Genomic DNA, 15,852 nt, shown 5'->3' with positions numbered 1-15,852 from the left:
AGGCATGTTCGCTTTCCTGCCCTCGATACCCGGTTTGTCAAAAGGCGCGGACGAGGTGCGCGCGCTGGCCGACCGGGTCGACACCGCACGTCATCACGGCGTGCCCAACGGCTGCGTGCTCGAATTGGATCTGCGCTCAATGCCGCCGGAGACGTCGGGGTTCGACCCGCTGGCGATGATCACCGGTGGGAGCCGTCCGGTGTCGCTGCGCGACACGGTGTCCGCCATCTACCGGGCGGCCGAGGATCCGCGGGTCGCCGGGCTGATCGCCCGCGTGCAACTGACGGCGTCGCCGTCGGCCGCGGTGCAGGAACTGCGCGAGGCCATCGTCGCGTTCACCGCCGCCAAGCCGTCACTGGCCTGGGCCGAGACCTACCCGGGCACGTTGTCGTACTACCTGGCCTCGGCCTTCGGCGAGGTCTGGATGCAGCCGGCGGGAAGCGTCGGGCTGATCGGCTTCGCCAGCAACGCCACCTTTTTACGCGACGCGTTCGACAAGGCCGGCATCGAAGCCGAAGTCGTCGCGCGCGGCGAATACAAGTCCGCGGCAAACCGTTTCACCGAGCACGGCTTCACCGAGGCCCACCGCGAGGCCGTCACCCGGATGCTCGAGAGCATCCGGGAGCAGGTGTGGGAAGCGGTGGGGACATCACGCAAGCTCGACGCCGCCGCCCTGGACGCCCTGGCCGATCGCGCCCCGCTGTTGCGCGAGGAGGCCGTGTCCTCGGGCCTGGTCGACCGTATCGGATTCCGGGACGAAGCCTATGACCGCATCGCGGAACTGGTTGGCGTGAAAGATGTTTCGGAGGAGAATGCGCCGCCGCGGCTGTATCTGTCGCGCTACGCCGGCGCCGCACGGTCGCGGCTGATCCCGCCGGCGCCGTCGGTGCCCGGTCGCCGGCCCAAGCCGACGGTGGCCGTCATCAACGTCGACGGCACGATCGTCGACGGGCGCGGTGGACCCCAGTTCCTGCCGTTCGGCACCTCCACGGTCGGCAGCGACACCATAGCGCCGGCGCTGCGGGAGGCCGCCGCCGACGATTCGGTGTCGGCGATCGTGGTGCGCGTCAATAGCCCCGGCGGCTCGGTCACCGCGTCGGAAACCCTGTGGCGCGAGGTGAAAAAGGCCCGCAAACGGGGCAAGCCGGTGGTGGCGTCGATGGGGTCGGTCGCCGCCTCCGGCGGTTACTACATCGCCGTGGCGGCCGACGCGGTCGTCGCCAGCCCCGCGACGATCACCGGTTCGATCGGCGTGCTCACCGGCAAGCTGGTGATCCGTGATCTGCTCGGGCGGCTGGGCGTCGGCTCGGACACCGTGCGCACCAACGCCAACGCCGACGCCTGGGCGATCGACACGCCGTTCACGCCGGAGCAGCGCGCCCACCGGGAGGCCGAGGCCGACCTGCTGTACGCCGACTTCGTGGCGCGGGTGGCCGACGGGCGCAACCTGACCAAAGACGCCGTCGACCGGGTCGCGCGGGGCCGGGTCTGGACCGGCGCCGACGCGCTGGAGCGGGGCCTGGTCGACGAGCTGGGCGGGTTCCGAACCGCGCTGCGGCGCGCGAAAATCCTTGCCGGACTGGACGAGGACGCCGACGTGCGCATCGTCACCTACCCGGGCGGTTCGCTGCTGGACATGCTTCGGCCCCGGGCGTCCTCGCAGCCGGCCGCCGCGTCGCTGCCCGACGCGCTGGGGGCGCTGCTGGGCCGCACCATCGGCGGCATCGTGGACAACGTCGAACGGTCCGTCAGCGGCGCCAGCGCGCTGTGGGCGGGGCCCTGGCGGCTCTAGGGTTTAGCTAGCCGCCGAGCCTGCCGCTGATGAAGACGATCTCACCGAGCGGGTCGTCGTCCTCCGGGGCGCGCACGTCGAACCCGCCGCGCTCGAAAAGCTCGGTGCGGGTCACGCCCTCGGCGTGCCACCCGGTGCTCGACAGGTAGTCCACGACATGGTTGCGGTCGCCGGTGTAGACCAGCGACGCCATGTCGATGTCCACGCCGTGGTCCCGGAACGAACCGGACATCTCCCGCACCTTCTCGGCGTCGAAATCCACGATGCCGGGCACGAATTCGGTGGCGATGGTGCTGCCGGGCGCGCTGAGCGCGGTGATGTTGTCGAACAGCCGGTCCTGGGCGTCCGGCGGCAGGTAGATCAGCAGGCCCTCGGCCAGCCACGCCGTCGGTGCGGTCGTATCGAACCCGGCGTCCTTCAGCGCGGTCGGCCAGTCCGCCCGCAGGTCGATGCCGACGGTGCGCCGATCGGCGGTCGGCTCGGCGCCGATGCCGGCCAGCGTGCTGGTTTTGAACTCGATCACCTGGGGCTGGTCGATCTCGTAGACGACCGTGCCGTCCGGCCACGGCAACCGGTAGGCGCGCGCGTCCAGCCCGGAGGCCAGGATCACCACCTGACGCACGCCGGCGCCGACGGCGTCCATGAAATAGTCGTCGAAGTACCTGGTGCGCACCGTCATTCCGTCGATCATCGCCTGAACGCGCACCGACGAGGCGTTCTCGATCGCATCGATGTCGAGCTCGCCGTCCATCATCTTGGTGAAGAATTCCACCCCGACCGCCCGCACCAGCGGCTCGGCGAACGGATCGTTGATCAGACCCCGCGGATCCTTCGTCGCCATCGCCCGCCCCGCCGCGACCATCGTCGCGGTGGCGCCGACGCTGGACGCCAGATCCCAGTTGTCGTCGTGAGTGCGTGGCATGGGAAAAACCTTACTCGAGCGTCGCGGCGACGTAGCTCAGCTCACCGAAGGTGGCCGCCATCTCGTCCTCGGGAAACTCAAACCCGTTGCGGGCGTATAGTTCCCGGGCGGGATGCGCGCTCACCTGCCAGCCATGGCCGTTCAGGTAGTCGACGACGACGTTGCGCTCGCCCCGGTAGAACAGGTCGGCCGCATTCAGGTCGAAGCCGAAGCGCTGCCACCGCTCGGAGATGCGGCGCAGGCGCTCGTCGGAGAACGCGTCGGGGTCGGGCACGTGTTCGGTCGCCACCCGGCTGCCCGGCGCGGACAGCGCGGTGATGTTGTCGAACAGCCGGTCCTGCGCCTCGGGCGGCAGGTAGGGCAGCAGCCCCTCGGCGCTCCAGGCGGTCGGCTGGGTGACGTCAAAACCACCGTCGCGCAAGGCCGCCGGCCAGTCGTCGCGCAGGTCGATGCTGATCGTGCGGCGCTGCGCGGTGGGGGCGGCGCCGAGGCCGGCCAGCGTGTCGGTCTTGAAGGCGATGACGTCGGGCTGGTCGATCTCGTAGACCACGGTTCCCGCCGGCCACCGCAGGCGGTAGGCCCGGGTGTCCAGGCCGGAGGCCAGGATGACCGCCTGCTTGATGCCCGCGTTCGTCGCGTCCAGGAAGAAGTCGTCGAAAAACCTGGTGCGCACCGTGATCTGCTCGGCCCGCGCCCGGCGGTTGAACAGCGGGTCGTCCTCGAAGTCGATCTCGCCGTCGATGATCCGGATGAAGGGATCCAGGCCGACGGCGCGGACCAGCGGGTCGGCCAGCGGATCGTCGAGCAGCGCGTCGGGACCCTTCGACGCGACCGCGCGGGACGCGGCGACCATGGTCGCCGTCGCCCCCACGCTGTGTGCCGGCCCCCAGCTGTCGCCCTCGGCGCGCCCCTCACTCATAGGTGCCGCTCGTGTAGAGCATCTCGCCCATCCGCATGTCGTCGTCGCCGAGCGGGTCAAGCCCGTTGGCGGCGAACAGATCCCGGATGCTGGCGCTGTTCAGGCGCCACCCGTGAGCGGCCAGGTAGGGGGCGGCCTCGTTGCGGTCGCCGAAGTAGACCAGCCCCGCCATGTCGAGATCGAAGCCGTGCGCGCGCCAGCGCTCGGAGATCGCCTGCATGCGCTCCTTGAGCTTCTCGTCGTCGCCGGGTGCGGGGTTGGGCGCGCTCTCGGTGGCCAGCCGGCTGCCCGGCGCGCTGAGCTCGGTGATGGTGTCCAGCAGGCGATCCTGTGCCTCCGGCGGCAGGTAGCCGAGCAGGCCCTCGGCGCTCCACGCCGTCGGCTGGGCGGGATCGAATCCGGCGTCCTTGAGCGCTGTGGGCCAGTCGTCGCGCAGGTCGACGGCCACCACGCGCCGCTCGGCGGTGGGGGCGGCGCCCAGCTCGGCCAGCGAGCGGGTCTTGAATTCGATGACCTGCGGCTGGTCCACCTCGTAGACCACCGTCCCGGCCGGCCACGCCAACCGGTAGGCCCGCGCGTCCAGCCCGGAGGCCAGGATCACCGCCTGCTTGATGCCCGCGTTCGTGGCGTCCATGAAGAATTCGTCGAAGAACTTGGTGCGCACGGCCATGTTGTCGGCCATCCGCGACATTGCCCCGGCGGAGCTGGCGGCGCCGTCGTGGACGTCGTTCAGCTCGGCCGGGTCGAGCTCGCCGCTGGCCAGCCGGGAGAGCAGGTCGACTCCGACCGCCTTGACCAGCGGCTCGGCGAACGGGTCGTTGATCAGCGGGCTCTCGGCGCGGGTGGCCATCGCCCGGGCCGCCGCGACCATGGTGGCGGTCACGCCGACGCTGGAGGCGAGGTCCCAGGTGTCGCCCTCGTACCTGGTGGAAGTCATGGTGGTGCCCCTATCGGAGGTAGTCAATCTAATATTTAGCCGATATAACAAGCTTCCCCCACTGTACGCTTCCCGCGATTCGCGGCAACCTTTACTGATGGCGTACGAGCGGGTGCTGATCACGGGCGCTTCGTCGGGTCTGGGCGCGGCCCTGGCCCGGCGTCTGGCCGGCGGTGGCGCAGTGGTCGGGCTGGTCGCGCGCCGCCGGGATCGGCTGGCCGAGGTCCTGGCCGACTGCCGGCGTACCGCCCCGGGATCGGCGATGTGGGTCGCCGACCTGGCCGACACCTCCGCGCTGCGTGACCTGGCGGCGACCGCCTGGGACACGCTCGGGGGCATCGACGTGCTGATCAACAACGCGGCCGTCCCGAAGCGGCGCCCGGTCACCGCGCTGGATCCCGACGAGGTCGAAGAGGTCATGCGGGTCAACTTCTTCGCCCCGATGCGGCTGACGCTGGCCCTGTTGCCGCGGATGCGCGAGCGGGGATCGGGCATGATCGTCAACGTGTCCAGTGTCGGCGGCCGGCTCGGGATAATCCACGAAAGCGCCTACTGTGCAAGCAAATTCGCGCTGTGTGGCTGGAGCGAGGCGATGGCCGTGGACCTGCACGGCACACCTATCGCGGTGAAGCTGATCGAGCCCGGCCCGGTGGACACGGAGATCTGGGATCACCCGGGCAGCGAGGAACCCCTCTACCGGGGTCCCAAGGTTTCCGCCGACGAGGTGGCCGACGGCATCCTCGCCGCCCTGGGCACCGAGGGCTTCGAGCATTACGTGCCGGACATGAAACCGGTCGTCGACGCCAAGAACGCCGACCTCGACGCGTTCATCGCCGGGGCGGCGGGGCTGGCGGCGCCATGAGGGCGCTGGTCTACGGCGTGCCACCGGAGCCCTTCGAGGTGCCCGAGCGCGCCAACGCGCTCACCCAGAACCTGGCCCGCACCCCGACCGCGCTGCGCGAGGTGCCGGATCCGCAACTGCCGCAGGAGGACTGGGTGCTCACCCGGCCGCGGCTGACCGGCATCTGCGGGTCGGATTCCAAGCAGATCCTGATGGACTTCGGCGAAGGCGACGCCGACAACGCCATGTCCGCGTTCTGTTCGTTCCCGCAAGTCCTGGGCCACGAGGTGGTGGCCGACGTGGTGGCGCTGGGCCCCAGGGCGCGCGGCCTGCAGGTGGGGCAGCGGGTGGTGCTCAACCCGTGGCTGTCCTGCGGGCCGCGGGGCATCGCGCCGCCCTGCCCGGCGTGTCAGGCCGGCGACTACAGCCTGTGCTGGAGCTTCACCGACGGCGCCCTGAGCCCCGGCATCCACACCGGCGTCTCGGCCGACGTGACGGGCGGCTACGCCGAATTGATGCCCGCCCACGACAGCATGCTGTTCGCGGTTCCGGACTCGATCCCCGACGAGGCGGCCGTGTTCGCCGACCCGTTCTCGGTGTCCCTGCACGCGGTCACCCGCCACCCTCCGCCCGATACGGGCCCGGTGCTGGTGTACGGGGCCGGCTCGCTGGGTTTGTGCGCGGTCGCGATCCTGCGGGCGCTGTATCCCGACGTGGCCGTGGCCGTGATAGCCCGTTTCGGTGCCCAGGCCGAGCTGGCCCGCCGGTTCGGCGCCGCGAAAGTCCTTGCCCACGAGCCGCGTTCGGACCTCATCGAGGAGCTCGTGGCGTGGGGCGGTGGCCGGCTGCGCCGGCCGCTGCTGGGCCTGCCGATGGCCCACCCCGGCGCGGTCGACGTCGTCTACGACACCATCGGAAAGCCCGAGACCTTCGAGGTGGGCGTCCGGGTCCTGCGCTCGCGGGGCACCCTGGTGAAGGCCGGCGTGCACGCGCCCGGCCGCTGGGAGGACAGCCCGCTCTACTTCAAAGAGGTTTCCCTGGTGGGCTCCAACGCCTTCGGCGTCGAGGAGGTCGACGGGCGGCGCAAGCACGCCATCGCCCACTACCTCGACCTGGCCGGCGCCGGACGCGTCGACCTGCGTCCCATGCTCACCCATACCTTCGGGTTGGCGCGGTGGCGCGACGCTTTTTGGGAGCTCGCCGATCAGGGCGAGAGCGGCGCGGTCAAGGTGGCGATCGATCAGCGGTGACCTCGCACGTCACAGGGCCGGAATGTCCAGCCACTCACCGACTTCGAATTCGTCGCCGAGCGCGCGGATCGTCGCGCCGCCGCGGCCGGGGTAGTGCGCGGGTATCACCGTCGCTGTCGCCTGCGCGGCCTCGGTGAAGATGCGGCGGCGGGTCACTGCGGCCGCGGCGGCGTCGATGTCGAAGGCACACGCGTCGCCGGGGCGACGCACCTGCAACGGGCTGTGGGTGAGATCACCGACGAAGACCGCGGGTTGGCCCGCGTCCAGCCAGAGCACCGAGGAGCCCGGCGTGTGCCCGGGGGCGGGCCGCAGCCGCAGCGAATCGCTGACCGCGTAGTCGTCCGACCACCGGATCAGTTGCCCCGCAGCGTCGATGGGTAACACGCTGTCCGCGAACACCAGCTGGTCGCCGCGCTGCTGGGCAGCTTCGGCTTCGGTGCGCGGCGACCGCCGCGCGGCGGGCCCGTCGGGTTCGAAGTGGCGATAGTCGGCGGCGGGCAGCAGGTACCGGGCGTTGGGGAACGTCGGCACCCAGGTGCCGTTGTCCAGCATGGTGTTCCAGCCGACGTGGTCGGAGTGCATGTGGGTGTTGACCACCACGTCGACGGCGTCGCGCTCGACGCCCGCCGAACGCAGCGCGGCCAAGAACGCCGTGTTCAGGTGGTCCAAGGGCGGCATGTGCGGGCGCAGCCGATCGTTGCCGACGCCGGTGTCGACGATGACCGTCAGGCCGTCGACCTGGATGACCCAGCTCTGGATCGCGATGTGCCACTGATCGGTGTCGGGATCGAAGAAGTCGGGCACCAGCAGGTCGGCATTGTCGTGCCACCCCGACGGCGGGGTATGGGGAAAGGACTTGGCGCCCAACGAGAATCGCAGTTCGACTACCCGCGCCAGGGTGGCGCGGCCGAGCCGGAACCGCCGCATCAGGCGTTGGCCCGCAGATAACCGTAGACCGCGGCGAAGTTGTTGTTGACGTCCTCGGGGATCGGCACCGGCCCCCCGAGAGCGCGTGCGCCCCAAACGATTTGGGCGGTGCGCTCCACCAGCGCGGTGACATGCAAAACCTTGTCGGGCCGCGGTCCCGCCGCCACCAGGCCGTGGTTGGCGATCAGGGCGGCGGCGCGGCCCTCGAGCGCGGCGACCGCGTTGGTACCCACGTCGGCGGTCCCGGACGCGGCGTAATCGGTGCACCGGACGTCGCCGCCGCAATACACCGCGAACTCGTCGATGCACGCCGGGATCGGTTGGTGGGCGATGGCGAACATGGTCGCCCACACCGGATGACTGTGAATGACGCTGCCGATGTCGTCGAACGCGGCAAAGCAGGCCAAGTGCAACTGCATCTCCGAGGACGGCGACCGGCCATCGGCCGCCTGCAGCACCGAGCCGCCCGGATCGACCAGCACGAGGTCGTCGAGCTGCATGTCGCGGTAGTCGACGGAAGACGGGGTGATGACGATGTTGCCGTCGGCGCGGCGCGCCGAGATGTTGCCGGCGGTGCCCTCCACAAGGCCCCGGCGCAGCATGTCCTTGGCCGCGTCCAGCACCGCGGTCTCCGCGTTCTCGACGAATTTCATGGGCCTAGTACCTCCGGGTTGACGAGATGGGCGGGCGCGTCACCCTTCAGCAGCGCCTCGAGGTCGTCGGCCACCATCTGCGCCTGCCGGGCCTCGGTGTTCCAGGTCGCGCCGCCGATGTGCGGGGTCAACACGACGTTTGCCATCCCCACGAGCGGATGGTCGGCCGGCAGCCATTCGCCGGCGAAGTGATCCAGGCCGGCGGCGGCCACCTTGCCCGCGACCAGGGCGTCGACGAGCGCGTCGGTGTCGTGCAGCTGGGCGCGGGCGGTATTGAGGAAGACCACGCCGTCGCGCATGGCCGCGAACTGCCCGGCGCCGATCATGCCGGCCGTGTCATCGGTGACCGGCGCGTGCAGCGACACGATGTCGGCCTCGGCCAGCAGCTCGTCGAGGCTGTGGCGCGCGTCGGGGTTGTACGGGTCGTGCGCGATGACCCGCAGGCCCAACCCGGACAGCCGCCACTGGGTGGCGCGGCCGACGGCGCCCAGGCCCACCAGCCCGGCGGTGCGCCCCGCGATCTCGCCGCCGCGGAAACGCTGATAGGGGATGCTGCCGTCGCGAAAGATGTTGCCGCTGCGCACATCCGCGTCCGCGGGCAGCACGTGGCGGGTGGCGGCCAGCAGCAGCGCCACCGTCATCTCGGCGACGGCGTCGGCGTTGCGGGCCGGGGTGTTCAGCACCGGGATGCCGGCCGCGGTGGCCCCGGCGATGTCGACGTTGTTGGGGTCGCCGCGGGTGGAGGCGATCGCGCGCAACCCCTGGGCGAACACCGGGCCGCGCACCGAATCGCTTTCCACCACCACGATTTCGGCGCCCTCGCTCGCGATCCGTTCGGCCAGCTGCTCGGCGCTGTAGATGCGCAGCGGGGTCTGCTCGATCCAGGGGTCATAGATCACGTCGGCCAGTTCCCGCAGCTTGGCGAAGCCCGGGCCCCGCATCGGGGCCGTGACCAAGGCGCGCGGTTTGGACGTCACGAATGCCAATGCTGGCGTACGGTGACGCCCGTGTCACGCATAGACGTCACAATCGGCATCGACGTCGGCAGCACCGCGGTCAAGGCGATAGCCGCCGACGCCGACGGCAACGTGGCGGCGCGGGTGCGCATCCCCCACGCGCTGCGGGTCCCGGCGGCCGACCGCCTCGAGCACGACGCCGACGAGGCGTGGCGGCGGGGGCCGTCGGCGGCCCTGGCCGAACTGGCCGACCGGACCGATGTCGCGGCGGTGGCCGTCTCGGCGATGGTGCCGTCGATGACCGCCGTCGACGCGACGGGCACGCCGATCACGCCGGGGCTGCTGTACGGCGACGGCCGGGGCCGCACCCCCGGAGGGGACGCGCAGCCCCTGCCCGCGCTCGGCGAGGCGGCGGAGTTCCTGCGGTGGACGGCCGCGCAGGAGCCCGACGCCGCCGGCTACTGGCCCGCGCCGGCGGTGGCCAACCACGCGCTGGCCGGCGACGCCGTGATCGACATCGCCACCGCCGCCACGGCGTTCCCCCTGTTCGACGGGACCGGCTGGGACCCCGCCGCCTGTGCCGAGCGCGGCGCCCGCGTGGAACAGATGCCGCGGGTGGAAAGTATGGGGGCCGTCGTCGGGGAGGTGCGGGGCAGCGGCGCCGCGGTGGCCACCGGCGCGATCGACGCGCTGTGCGAACAGATCGTGGCCGGCGCCGACCGCGACGGCGACGTGCTGGTGATGTGCGGCACCACGCTGATCGTGTGGACGACCATTTCCGAGCCCCGGCAGATGCCAGGGCTGTGGACCATTCCCCACACCACGCCCGGCAAGAGTCAGATCGGCGGGGCGAGCAACGCCGGCGGGCTGTTCCTCGGCTGGGTGGATCGCGTTGTGGCGCAAGCGGATCCGACGGCCGTCGAACCCGGCCGCGTACCGGTGTGGTCGCCCTACCTGCGCGGCGAGCGCAGCCCGTTCCACGACCCGGACCGCCGCGGCCTGCTCGAGGCGCTGGATCTGACCCACGACGCCGCCGCGCTGCGGCGGGCCGCCTACGAGGCGTCGGGCTTCGTGGTGCGCCAGCTCATCGAACTGTCCGCCGCGCCGGTGTCGCGCATCGTGGCCACCGGCGGCGGCACCCGGGTCGGGCCGTGGCTGCAGGCCATCGCCGACGCCACCGGGCGCCCCGTCGAGGTGTCCGCGGTGGCGGAGGGGGCCGCGCTGGGGGCCGCCTTCCTCGCCCGCATGGCCGCCGGCCTGGAGACGACGATCGCCGACGCCGCCCGGTGGGTGCGCACCGAGCGCGTCGTCGAGCCCGATCCCGTATGGGCGGCGGCGGTCGAGGACCGCTACCACCGCTTCCTACAGATGGCAGAGCGCCGATGTGGCGCGGTGGCACCACCGCCGTTCTAGGCTGGTGCAATGACCGACCACGACCGCAAAGCCACCCGCCGGGAAATCGCCGACGCCCTGTCGAAAGCCGTGGAGCGGCGGCACGAAATCGCCGACGCCATCGTGGAATCAGAGAACAGGGCGGCCGCGGTGGAGGCGATCGTCCGGCTGCTCGACACCTCCCACCTGGCCGCCGAGGCGGTGATGGGCATGTCGTTCGATCAACTCACCATCGACTCGCGCCGCAAGATCCTCGCCGAACTCGAAGACCTCAACAAGCAGCTGAGCTTCACCCTGGGCGAGCGCCCGGCGAGCTCGGGGGAGACCCTGGAGCTGCGGCCCTTCTCCGCCGCCACCGACCGCGACATCTTCGCCGTGCGCACCGAGGAGATCGGCGCGGCCGGCGACGGCTCGGGCGGGCCGGCCGGCAGCCTGGACGACGAGATCAGCGCGGCCCTCGGGCGCGTCGACGACGAGGAGGCCGCGTGGTTCGTGGCCGTCGACTCCGGCCAGAAGGTCGGCATGGTGTTCGGCGAGCTGGTCCGCGGCGAGGTCAACGTGCGGATCTGGATTCACCCCGATTACCGCAAGCGGGGCTACGGCACCGCTGCCCTGCGCAAGTCGCGCTCGGAGATGGCGTGGTGTTTCCCCGCGGTCCCGATGGTCGTGCGCGCACCGGCGGCCAAACCCCCCGGCTGAGCGCGCGGTTATGAGCCCAATGTCGCGGTGACCGCAACGATGTTGGGGTGCTGGGCCGCCTCGTCATCGTCGGGGAATTCCAGGCCGTAGTCGCCGAACAGATCGCGCCGTGGCCGGGTGCTCACCCGCCATCCCCGGCCGGTGAGGTAGTCGACGACGTTGCTGCGCTCGCCGTCGAAGAACAGCCCGGAAAGGTCGATGTCGCAGCCGACTTTCGCCCACCTGTCGTTGAACTCCCGCGCGCGTTGCGACATCGTCGTCCCGTTGTCGGGGTGATATTCGGTGGCCAGCTTGCTGCCGGGCGCGCTGAGCGCGGTGATGTTGTCGAAGAGCCGGTCCTGCGCGTCGGGCGGCAGGTACATCAGCAGGCCCTCGGCACTCCACGCCGTCGGCCGCGTCACGTCAAAGCCGCTGCCGCGCAACGCCGCCGGCCAGTCCTCCCGCAGGTCGATGCCGACGGTCCGCCGGTCCGCGGCCGGGGAGGCGCCCAGGCTGGCCAGGGTGGCGCTCTTGAACTCGACGACCTTGGGCTGGTCGACCTCGTACACCACGCTGCCGGGCGGCCAGCCCAGCCGGTAGGCGCGGGCGTCGAGGCCGGCGGCCAGGATCACCGATTGGCGAATCCCGTCGCGGGCGGCATTGAGGAAGAAGTCGTCGAAGAAGCGGGTGCGCACCGCCATCGAATCGGTCTCCAGCGCCAGCTCCTTCGCGCCGCCTCCGGCCGCCCCGTCGCCCTCGGGCTCGGTGACCTCGCCGTCGACCAGACGGCGGAAGAAATCCAGGCCGACCGCCCGCACCAACGGCGCGGCGAACGGGTCGTTGATGATCGGATTGGCTCCCCCGCTGGCCAGCGCGCGGGCCGCGGCGACCATCGTGGCGGTGGCGCCGACGCTCGAGGCCAAGTCCCAGCTGTCTTGGTCGGTGCGTGTCATACTGCTCCCAAGTTACTTAGCAAATGCAACGAGACAGCCGCACTCTACGCCGCCGGCCTGACGGCTTCCTGTGCTTTTTCCGGGGCCCCGTCCGAGCATTTCCGGTGGCCGCGGGAAAGGCCCTGACCGGACCTGACCGGACCAGCTGTTAGTCTCGTACACGGTTCGACGCGCGACGCCGTACGTCCTGGCCTGCGGGAGTTGGGCGCGTGATGCAGGAAACCCCCGGCTGCGCAGGAGGAAGAGTTGCTTTCCGCTTTCATCTCATCGCTGCGGACAGTCGACCTGAGACGGAAGATCCTCTTCACGCTTGGCATCGTCGTCTTGTACCGGGTCGGCGCCGCGCTGCCGTCCCCGGGCGTCAACTATCCGAACGTCCAGCAGTGCATCAAAGAGGCCAGCGGCGGCGCGGCCGGACAGATCTATTCGCTGATCAACCTGTTCTCCGGCGGGGCGCTGCTCAAACTCACGGTGTTCGCGGTGGGCGTGATGCCCTACATCACCGCCAGCATCATCGTCCAGCTGCTCACGGTGGTCATCCCGCGGTTCGAGGAACTGCGCAAGGAGGGCCAGTCCGGCCAGGCCAAGATGACGCAGTACACCCGTTATCTGGCGATCGCGCTGGCGATCCTGCAGGCCACGAGCATCGTGGCGCTGGCCGCCAACGGGGGGCTGCTGCAGGGCTGCTCGCTGGACATCATCGCCGACCAGAGCATCTTGACGCTGATCGTCATCGTGTTGGTGATGACCGGCGGCGCGGCCCTGGTGATGTGGATGGGTGAGCTGATCACCGAACGCGGCATCGGCAACGGCATGTCGCTGCTGATCTTCGTCGGCATCGCGGCCCGCATCCCCGCCGAGGGCAAGACCATCCTGGACAGCCGAGGCGGCATGATCTTCACCGCCGTGCTCATCGCCGCGCTGATCATCATCGTCGGCGTGGTGTTCGTCGAGCAGGGCCAGCGGCGCATCCCGGTGCAATACGCCAAGCGCATGGTCGGCCGCCGGATGTACGGCGGCACGTCGACGTATCTGCCGCTCAAGGTCAACCAGGCCGGTGTCATCCCGGTGATCTTCGCGTCCTCGCTCATCTATATCCCGCACCTGATCACCCAGCTGATCCGCAGCGGCAGCGGCGGCGTGGGCAACAGCTGGTGGGACAAGTTCGTCGGCAGCTACCTGTCCGACCCCAGCGACCCCGTCTACATCGGCATCTATTTCGGGCTGATCATCTTCTTCACGTACTTCTACGTGTCGATCACCTTCAACCCCGATGAGCGCGCCGACGAGATGAAGAAGTTCGGCGGGTTCATCCCCGGGATCCGGCCGGGCAAGCCGACCGCCGATTACCTGCGGTTCGTGCTGAGCCGGATCACGTTGCCGGGTTCGATCTACCTCGGTGCGATCTCGGTGCTGCCCAACCTGTTCTTGCAGATCGGCAACGGCGGGGCGGTACAGAACCTGCCGTTCGGCGGCACCGCGGTGTTGATCATGATTGGCGTGGGCTTGGATACGGTCAAGCAGATCGAGAGTCAGCTCATGCAGCGCAACTATGAAGGGTTCCTCAAGTGAGAGTCGTTTTGCTGGGTCCGCCGGGGGCGGGCAAGGGGACGCAGGCGCAGAAGCTCTCCGAAAAGCTGGGGATCCCGCAAATCTCCACCGGTGAGCTGTTCCGCAGCAACATCGAGAACGGCACCAAACTGGGCCTGGAGGCCAAGCGCTACCTGGACGCCGGTGACCTGGTGCCCTCGGAGCTGACCAACCAGCTCGTCGACGACCGGTTGAGCGACCCGGACGCGGCCAACGGCTTCATCCTGGACGGGTTCCCGCGGTCGCTGCAGCAGGCCAAGGCGCTGCACGAGATGCTCGAACGCCGCGGCACCGACATCGACGCGGTGCTGGAGTTCCGGGTCTCCCAGGACGAGCTGCTGCAGCGGCTCAAGTCGCGCGGCCGCGCCGACGACACCGACGACGTCATCCTGAACCGGATGAAGGTCTACCGGGACGAGACCGCCCCGCTGCTGGACTACTACCGCGACGAACTCAAGACCGTCGACGCCATCGGCACCTTGGACGAAGTGTTCGCCCGCGCGCTGCAGGCGCTGGGCAAGTAGAAATGACCCCGCTGGCGCGGCTGCGGAGTCGCAAGGTGGTGCCGCAGCGCAGCGCCGGCGAACTCGACGCGATGGCCGCGGCGGGCGCGGTCGTGGCGGCCGCGCTGCAGGCCGTCCGGGCCGCCGCGGTGTCCGGCGTATCGACGCTGAGCCTCGACGAGATCGCCGAATCGGTGATCCGCGACGCCGGGGCGGTGCCGTCGTTCCTGGGCTATCACGGCTACCCGGCATCGATCTGCGCGTCGGTCAACGAGCGGGTGGTCCACGGAATCCCTTCGGCCGCAGAGGTTTTGGGCTCCGGTGACCTGGTATCGATCGACTGCGGCGCCGTGCTGGACGGCTGGCACGGCGACGCCGCGATCACCTTCGGGATCGGGACCCTGGATGCGGCCGACGAAGCGCTGTCCCAGGCCACCAGGGAATCGCTGGAGGCCGGGATCGCCGCGATGGTGCCCGGCAACCGGTTGACCGACGTATCGCACGCCATCGAGATGGGTACGCACGCGGCCGCGGCCCGCCACTCGCGGTCCTTCGGGATCGTCGAGGGATACGGCGGCCACGGCATCGGCCGGCAGATGCACATGGACCCGTTCCTGCCCAACGAGGGCTCGCCCGGGCGCGGGCCGCAGCTGGCCCCCGGGTCGGTGCTGGCCATCGAGCCGATGCTGACGCTGGGAACCGGCAAGACCGTGGTGCTCGACGACCAGTGGACGGTCGTCACCACCGACGGCTCGCGGGCGGCACACTGGGAGCACACCGTCGCGGTCACCGAGTCCGGACCGCGCATCCTGACCCTGGGGGCCTGAACGAGCCGCGATCGCAGGCGCGGCGAAGCCGGGCGCGGCGGATCGGGGCGGGTCGGGGCCGTTGAACGAGCCACGATCGCAAGCGCGGCGAAGCCGGGCGCGGCGGGTCGGGGCCGTTGAACCGGGCGCCTGCTCGGCTCGTTCTCCCGGCAGGAGGTGATCGAGTGGCTCGTGTGGCTGGCACTCGGAACGCGTCAGCGGCTGCCGAAGCCGCTCTGATGAAGGCGCTTTTCGACGAACACGCCGCGGTTCTGTGGCGCTACGCGTTGCGCCTGACGGGGGACACGAGCCAGTCCGAGGATGTGGTCCAGGAAACGCTGCTGCGGGCGTGGCAGCATCCCGAAGTCGTCGGGGACACCGAACGCTCGGCGCGGGCGTGGTTGTTCACCGTCGCCCGCAACATGATCATCGACGATCGGCGCAGCGCGCGATACCGCAACGTCGTCGGTTCGACCGACGTCTCGGGGGCGCCCGAACAGTCCACGCCGGACGAGGTCAACGCGGCCCTGGACCGGTTGCTGATAGCGGACGCGATGGCCCAGCTGTCCGCCGATCACCGAGCGGTGATCGAACGGTCCTACTACCGCGGTTGGACCACCACGCAGATCGCTGCAGACCTCGGCATCGCCGAGGGAACGGTGAAGTCGCGACTACACTATGCCGTACGGGCGTTGCGACTCACTCTGCAGGAACTTGGGGTTACCCGATGAGG

General features: G+C 70.3%; 16 protein-coding genes. 9 read left to right on the top strand and 7 right to left on the bottom strand.

All coding sequences use genetic code 11. The annotated features are described in order from the left end of the window. Positions 1-4 precede the first annotated feature (4 nt). Positions 5-1,792, top strand: coding sequence for a signal peptide peptidase SppA (gene sppA / locus OCQ_RS21690; RefSeq protein WP_009951876.1), 1,788 nt, complete (start codon positions 5-7; stop codon positions 1,790-1,792). 7 nt (positions 1,793-1,799) lie between these two features. On the opposite strand, the gene OCQ_RS21685 is transcribed toward sppA, so the two are convergent. From OCQ_RS21685 to OCQ_RS21675, 3 genes are read right to left on the bottom strand one after another with little or no spacing between them, the layout of a single operon-like run. Continuing rightward, entirely contained in the window at positions 1,800-2,714 is a 915-nt protein-coding gene (locus OCQ_RS21685) for a class I SAM-dependent methyltransferase (protein WP_009951877.1), read from the bottom strand. 10 nt (positions 2,715-2,724) lie between these two features. Continuing rightward, on the bottom strand, positions 2,725-3,633 hold the full coding sequence (locus OCQ_RS21680) for a class I SAM-dependent methyltransferase (RefSeq protein WP_029383862.1): 909 nt from the start codon (positions 3,631-3,633) through the stop codon (positions 2,725-2,727). Next, a complete protein-coding gene (locus OCQ_RS21675) occupies positions 3,626-4,570 on the bottom strand; it encodes a class I SAM-dependent methyltransferase (protein WP_014385798.1) in 945 nt (314 codons plus the stop codon). Before OCQ_RS21675 ends, OCQ_RS21680 begins: the two co-directional genes overlap by 8 nt. Positions 4,571-4,667: 97 nt before the next feature. Here OCQ_RS21675 and OCQ_RS21670 point away from each other — a divergent pair, with 97 nt between their 5' ends. Continuing rightward, a complete protein-coding gene (locus OCQ_RS21670; RefSeq protein ID WP_014381107.1) occupies positions 4,668-5,432 on the top strand; it encodes an SDR family NAD(P)-dependent oxidoreductase in 765 nt (254 codons plus the stop codon). Beyond that, positions 5,429-6,661, top strand: a complete 1,233-nt coding sequence (locus OCQ_RS21665) for a zinc-dependent alcohol dehydrogenase (RefSeq protein WP_014385797.1) — start codon at positions 5,429-5,431, stop codon at positions 6,659-6,661. The genes OCQ_RS21670 and OCQ_RS21665 overlap by 4 nt, the downstream gene beginning before the upstream one ends. A gap of 9 nt (positions 6,662-6,670) precedes the next feature. On the opposite strand, the gene OCQ_RS21660 is transcribed toward OCQ_RS21665, so the two are convergent. The 3 genes from OCQ_RS21660 to OCQ_RS21650 are packed head-to-tail and all read right to left on the bottom strand — an operon-like array spanning position 6,671 to position 9,218. After that, positions 6,671-7,588: an MBL fold metallo-hydrolase gene (locus tag OCQ_RS21660; RefSeq protein WP_014381105.1), complete on the bottom strand. Its 918-nt coding sequence runs from the start codon at positions 7,586-7,588 to the stop codon at positions 6,671-6,673. After that, a complete protein-coding gene (locus OCQ_RS21655; protein WP_014385796.1) occupies positions 7,588-8,241 on the bottom strand; it encodes an L-fuculose-phosphate aldolase in 654 nt (217 codons plus the stop codon). The genes OCQ_RS21660 and OCQ_RS21655 overlap by 1 nt, the downstream gene beginning before the upstream one ends. Then, complete coding sequence (locus tag OCQ_RS21650) at positions 8,238-9,218, bottom strand: NAD(P)-dependent oxidoreductase (protein ID WP_041785209.1); 981 nt, start codon at positions 9,216-9,218, stop codon at positions 8,238-8,240. The genes OCQ_RS21655 and OCQ_RS21650 overlap by 4 nt, the downstream gene beginning before the upstream one ends. Before the next feature lie 30 nt (positions 9,219-9,248). Here OCQ_RS21650 and OCQ_RS21645 point away from each other — a divergent pair, with 30 nt between their 5' ends. Together OCQ_RS21645 and OCQ_RS21640 are read left to right on the top strand one after the other, a co-directional pair. Further along, positions 9,249-10,610: a xylulokinase gene (locus tag OCQ_RS21645; protein WP_014385794.1), complete on the top strand. Its 1,362-nt coding sequence runs from the start codon at positions 9,249-9,251 to the stop codon at positions 10,608-10,610. Positions 10,611-10,619: 9 nt separating this feature from the next. Continuing rightward, a complete protein-coding gene (locus OCQ_RS21640) occupies positions 10,620-11,288 on the top strand; it encodes a GNAT family N-acetyltransferase (protein ID WP_008260545.1) in 669 nt (222 codons plus the stop codon). A gap of 8 nt (positions 11,289-11,296) precedes the next feature. Here OCQ_RS21640 and OCQ_RS21635 read toward each other — a convergent pair whose 3' ends face one another. After that, positions 11,297-12,220 carry a class I SAM-dependent methyltransferase gene (locus OCQ_RS21635; RefSeq protein WP_014385793.1) on the bottom strand — a complete coding sequence of 308 codons (924 nt, stop codon included), beginning with the start codon at positions 12,218-12,220 and terminating at the stop codon, positions 11,297-11,299. Positions 12,221-12,466: 246 nt separating this feature from the next. On the opposite strand from OCQ_RS21635, the gene secY reads away from it, so the two are divergent. The 4 genes from secY (at position 12,467) to OCQ_RS21615 (ending at position 15,850) form a co-directional block, all read left to right on the top strand. Further along, a complete protein-coding gene (gene secY / locus OCQ_RS21630; RefSeq protein WP_008260543.1) occupies positions 12,467-13,792 on the top strand; it encodes a preprotein translocase subunit SecY in 1,326 nt (441 codons plus the stop codon). Continuing rightward, entirely contained in the window at positions 13,789-14,334 is a 546-nt protein-coding gene (locus OCQ_RS21625) for an adenylate kinase (RefSeq protein ID WP_009956578.1), read from the top strand. Before secY ends, OCQ_RS21625 begins: the two co-directional genes overlap by 4 nt. Before the next feature lie 2 nt (positions 14,335-14,336). Then, on the top strand, positions 14,337-15,140 hold the full coding sequence (gene map / locus OCQ_RS21620; protein ID WP_009956580.1) for a type I methionyl aminopeptidase: 804 nt from the start codon (positions 14,337-14,339) through the stop codon (positions 15,138-15,140). A gap of 218 nt (positions 15,141-15,358) precedes the next feature. Further along, entirely contained in the window at positions 15,359-15,850 is a 492-nt protein-coding gene (locus tag OCQ_RS21615; protein ID WP_009956581.1) for a sigma-70 family RNA polymerase sigma factor, read from the top strand. Positions 15,851-15,852: the final 2 nt, after the last annotated feature.

The sequence above is a fragment of the Mycobacterium paraintracellulare genome (genome assembly GCF_000276825.1).
Taxonomy (GTDB): domain Bacteria; phylum Actinomycetota; class Actinomycetes; order Mycobacteriales; family Mycobacteriaceae; genus Mycobacterium; species Mycobacterium intracellulare.
This window is presented reverse-complemented; position numbering and strand designations above follow the sequence as displayed.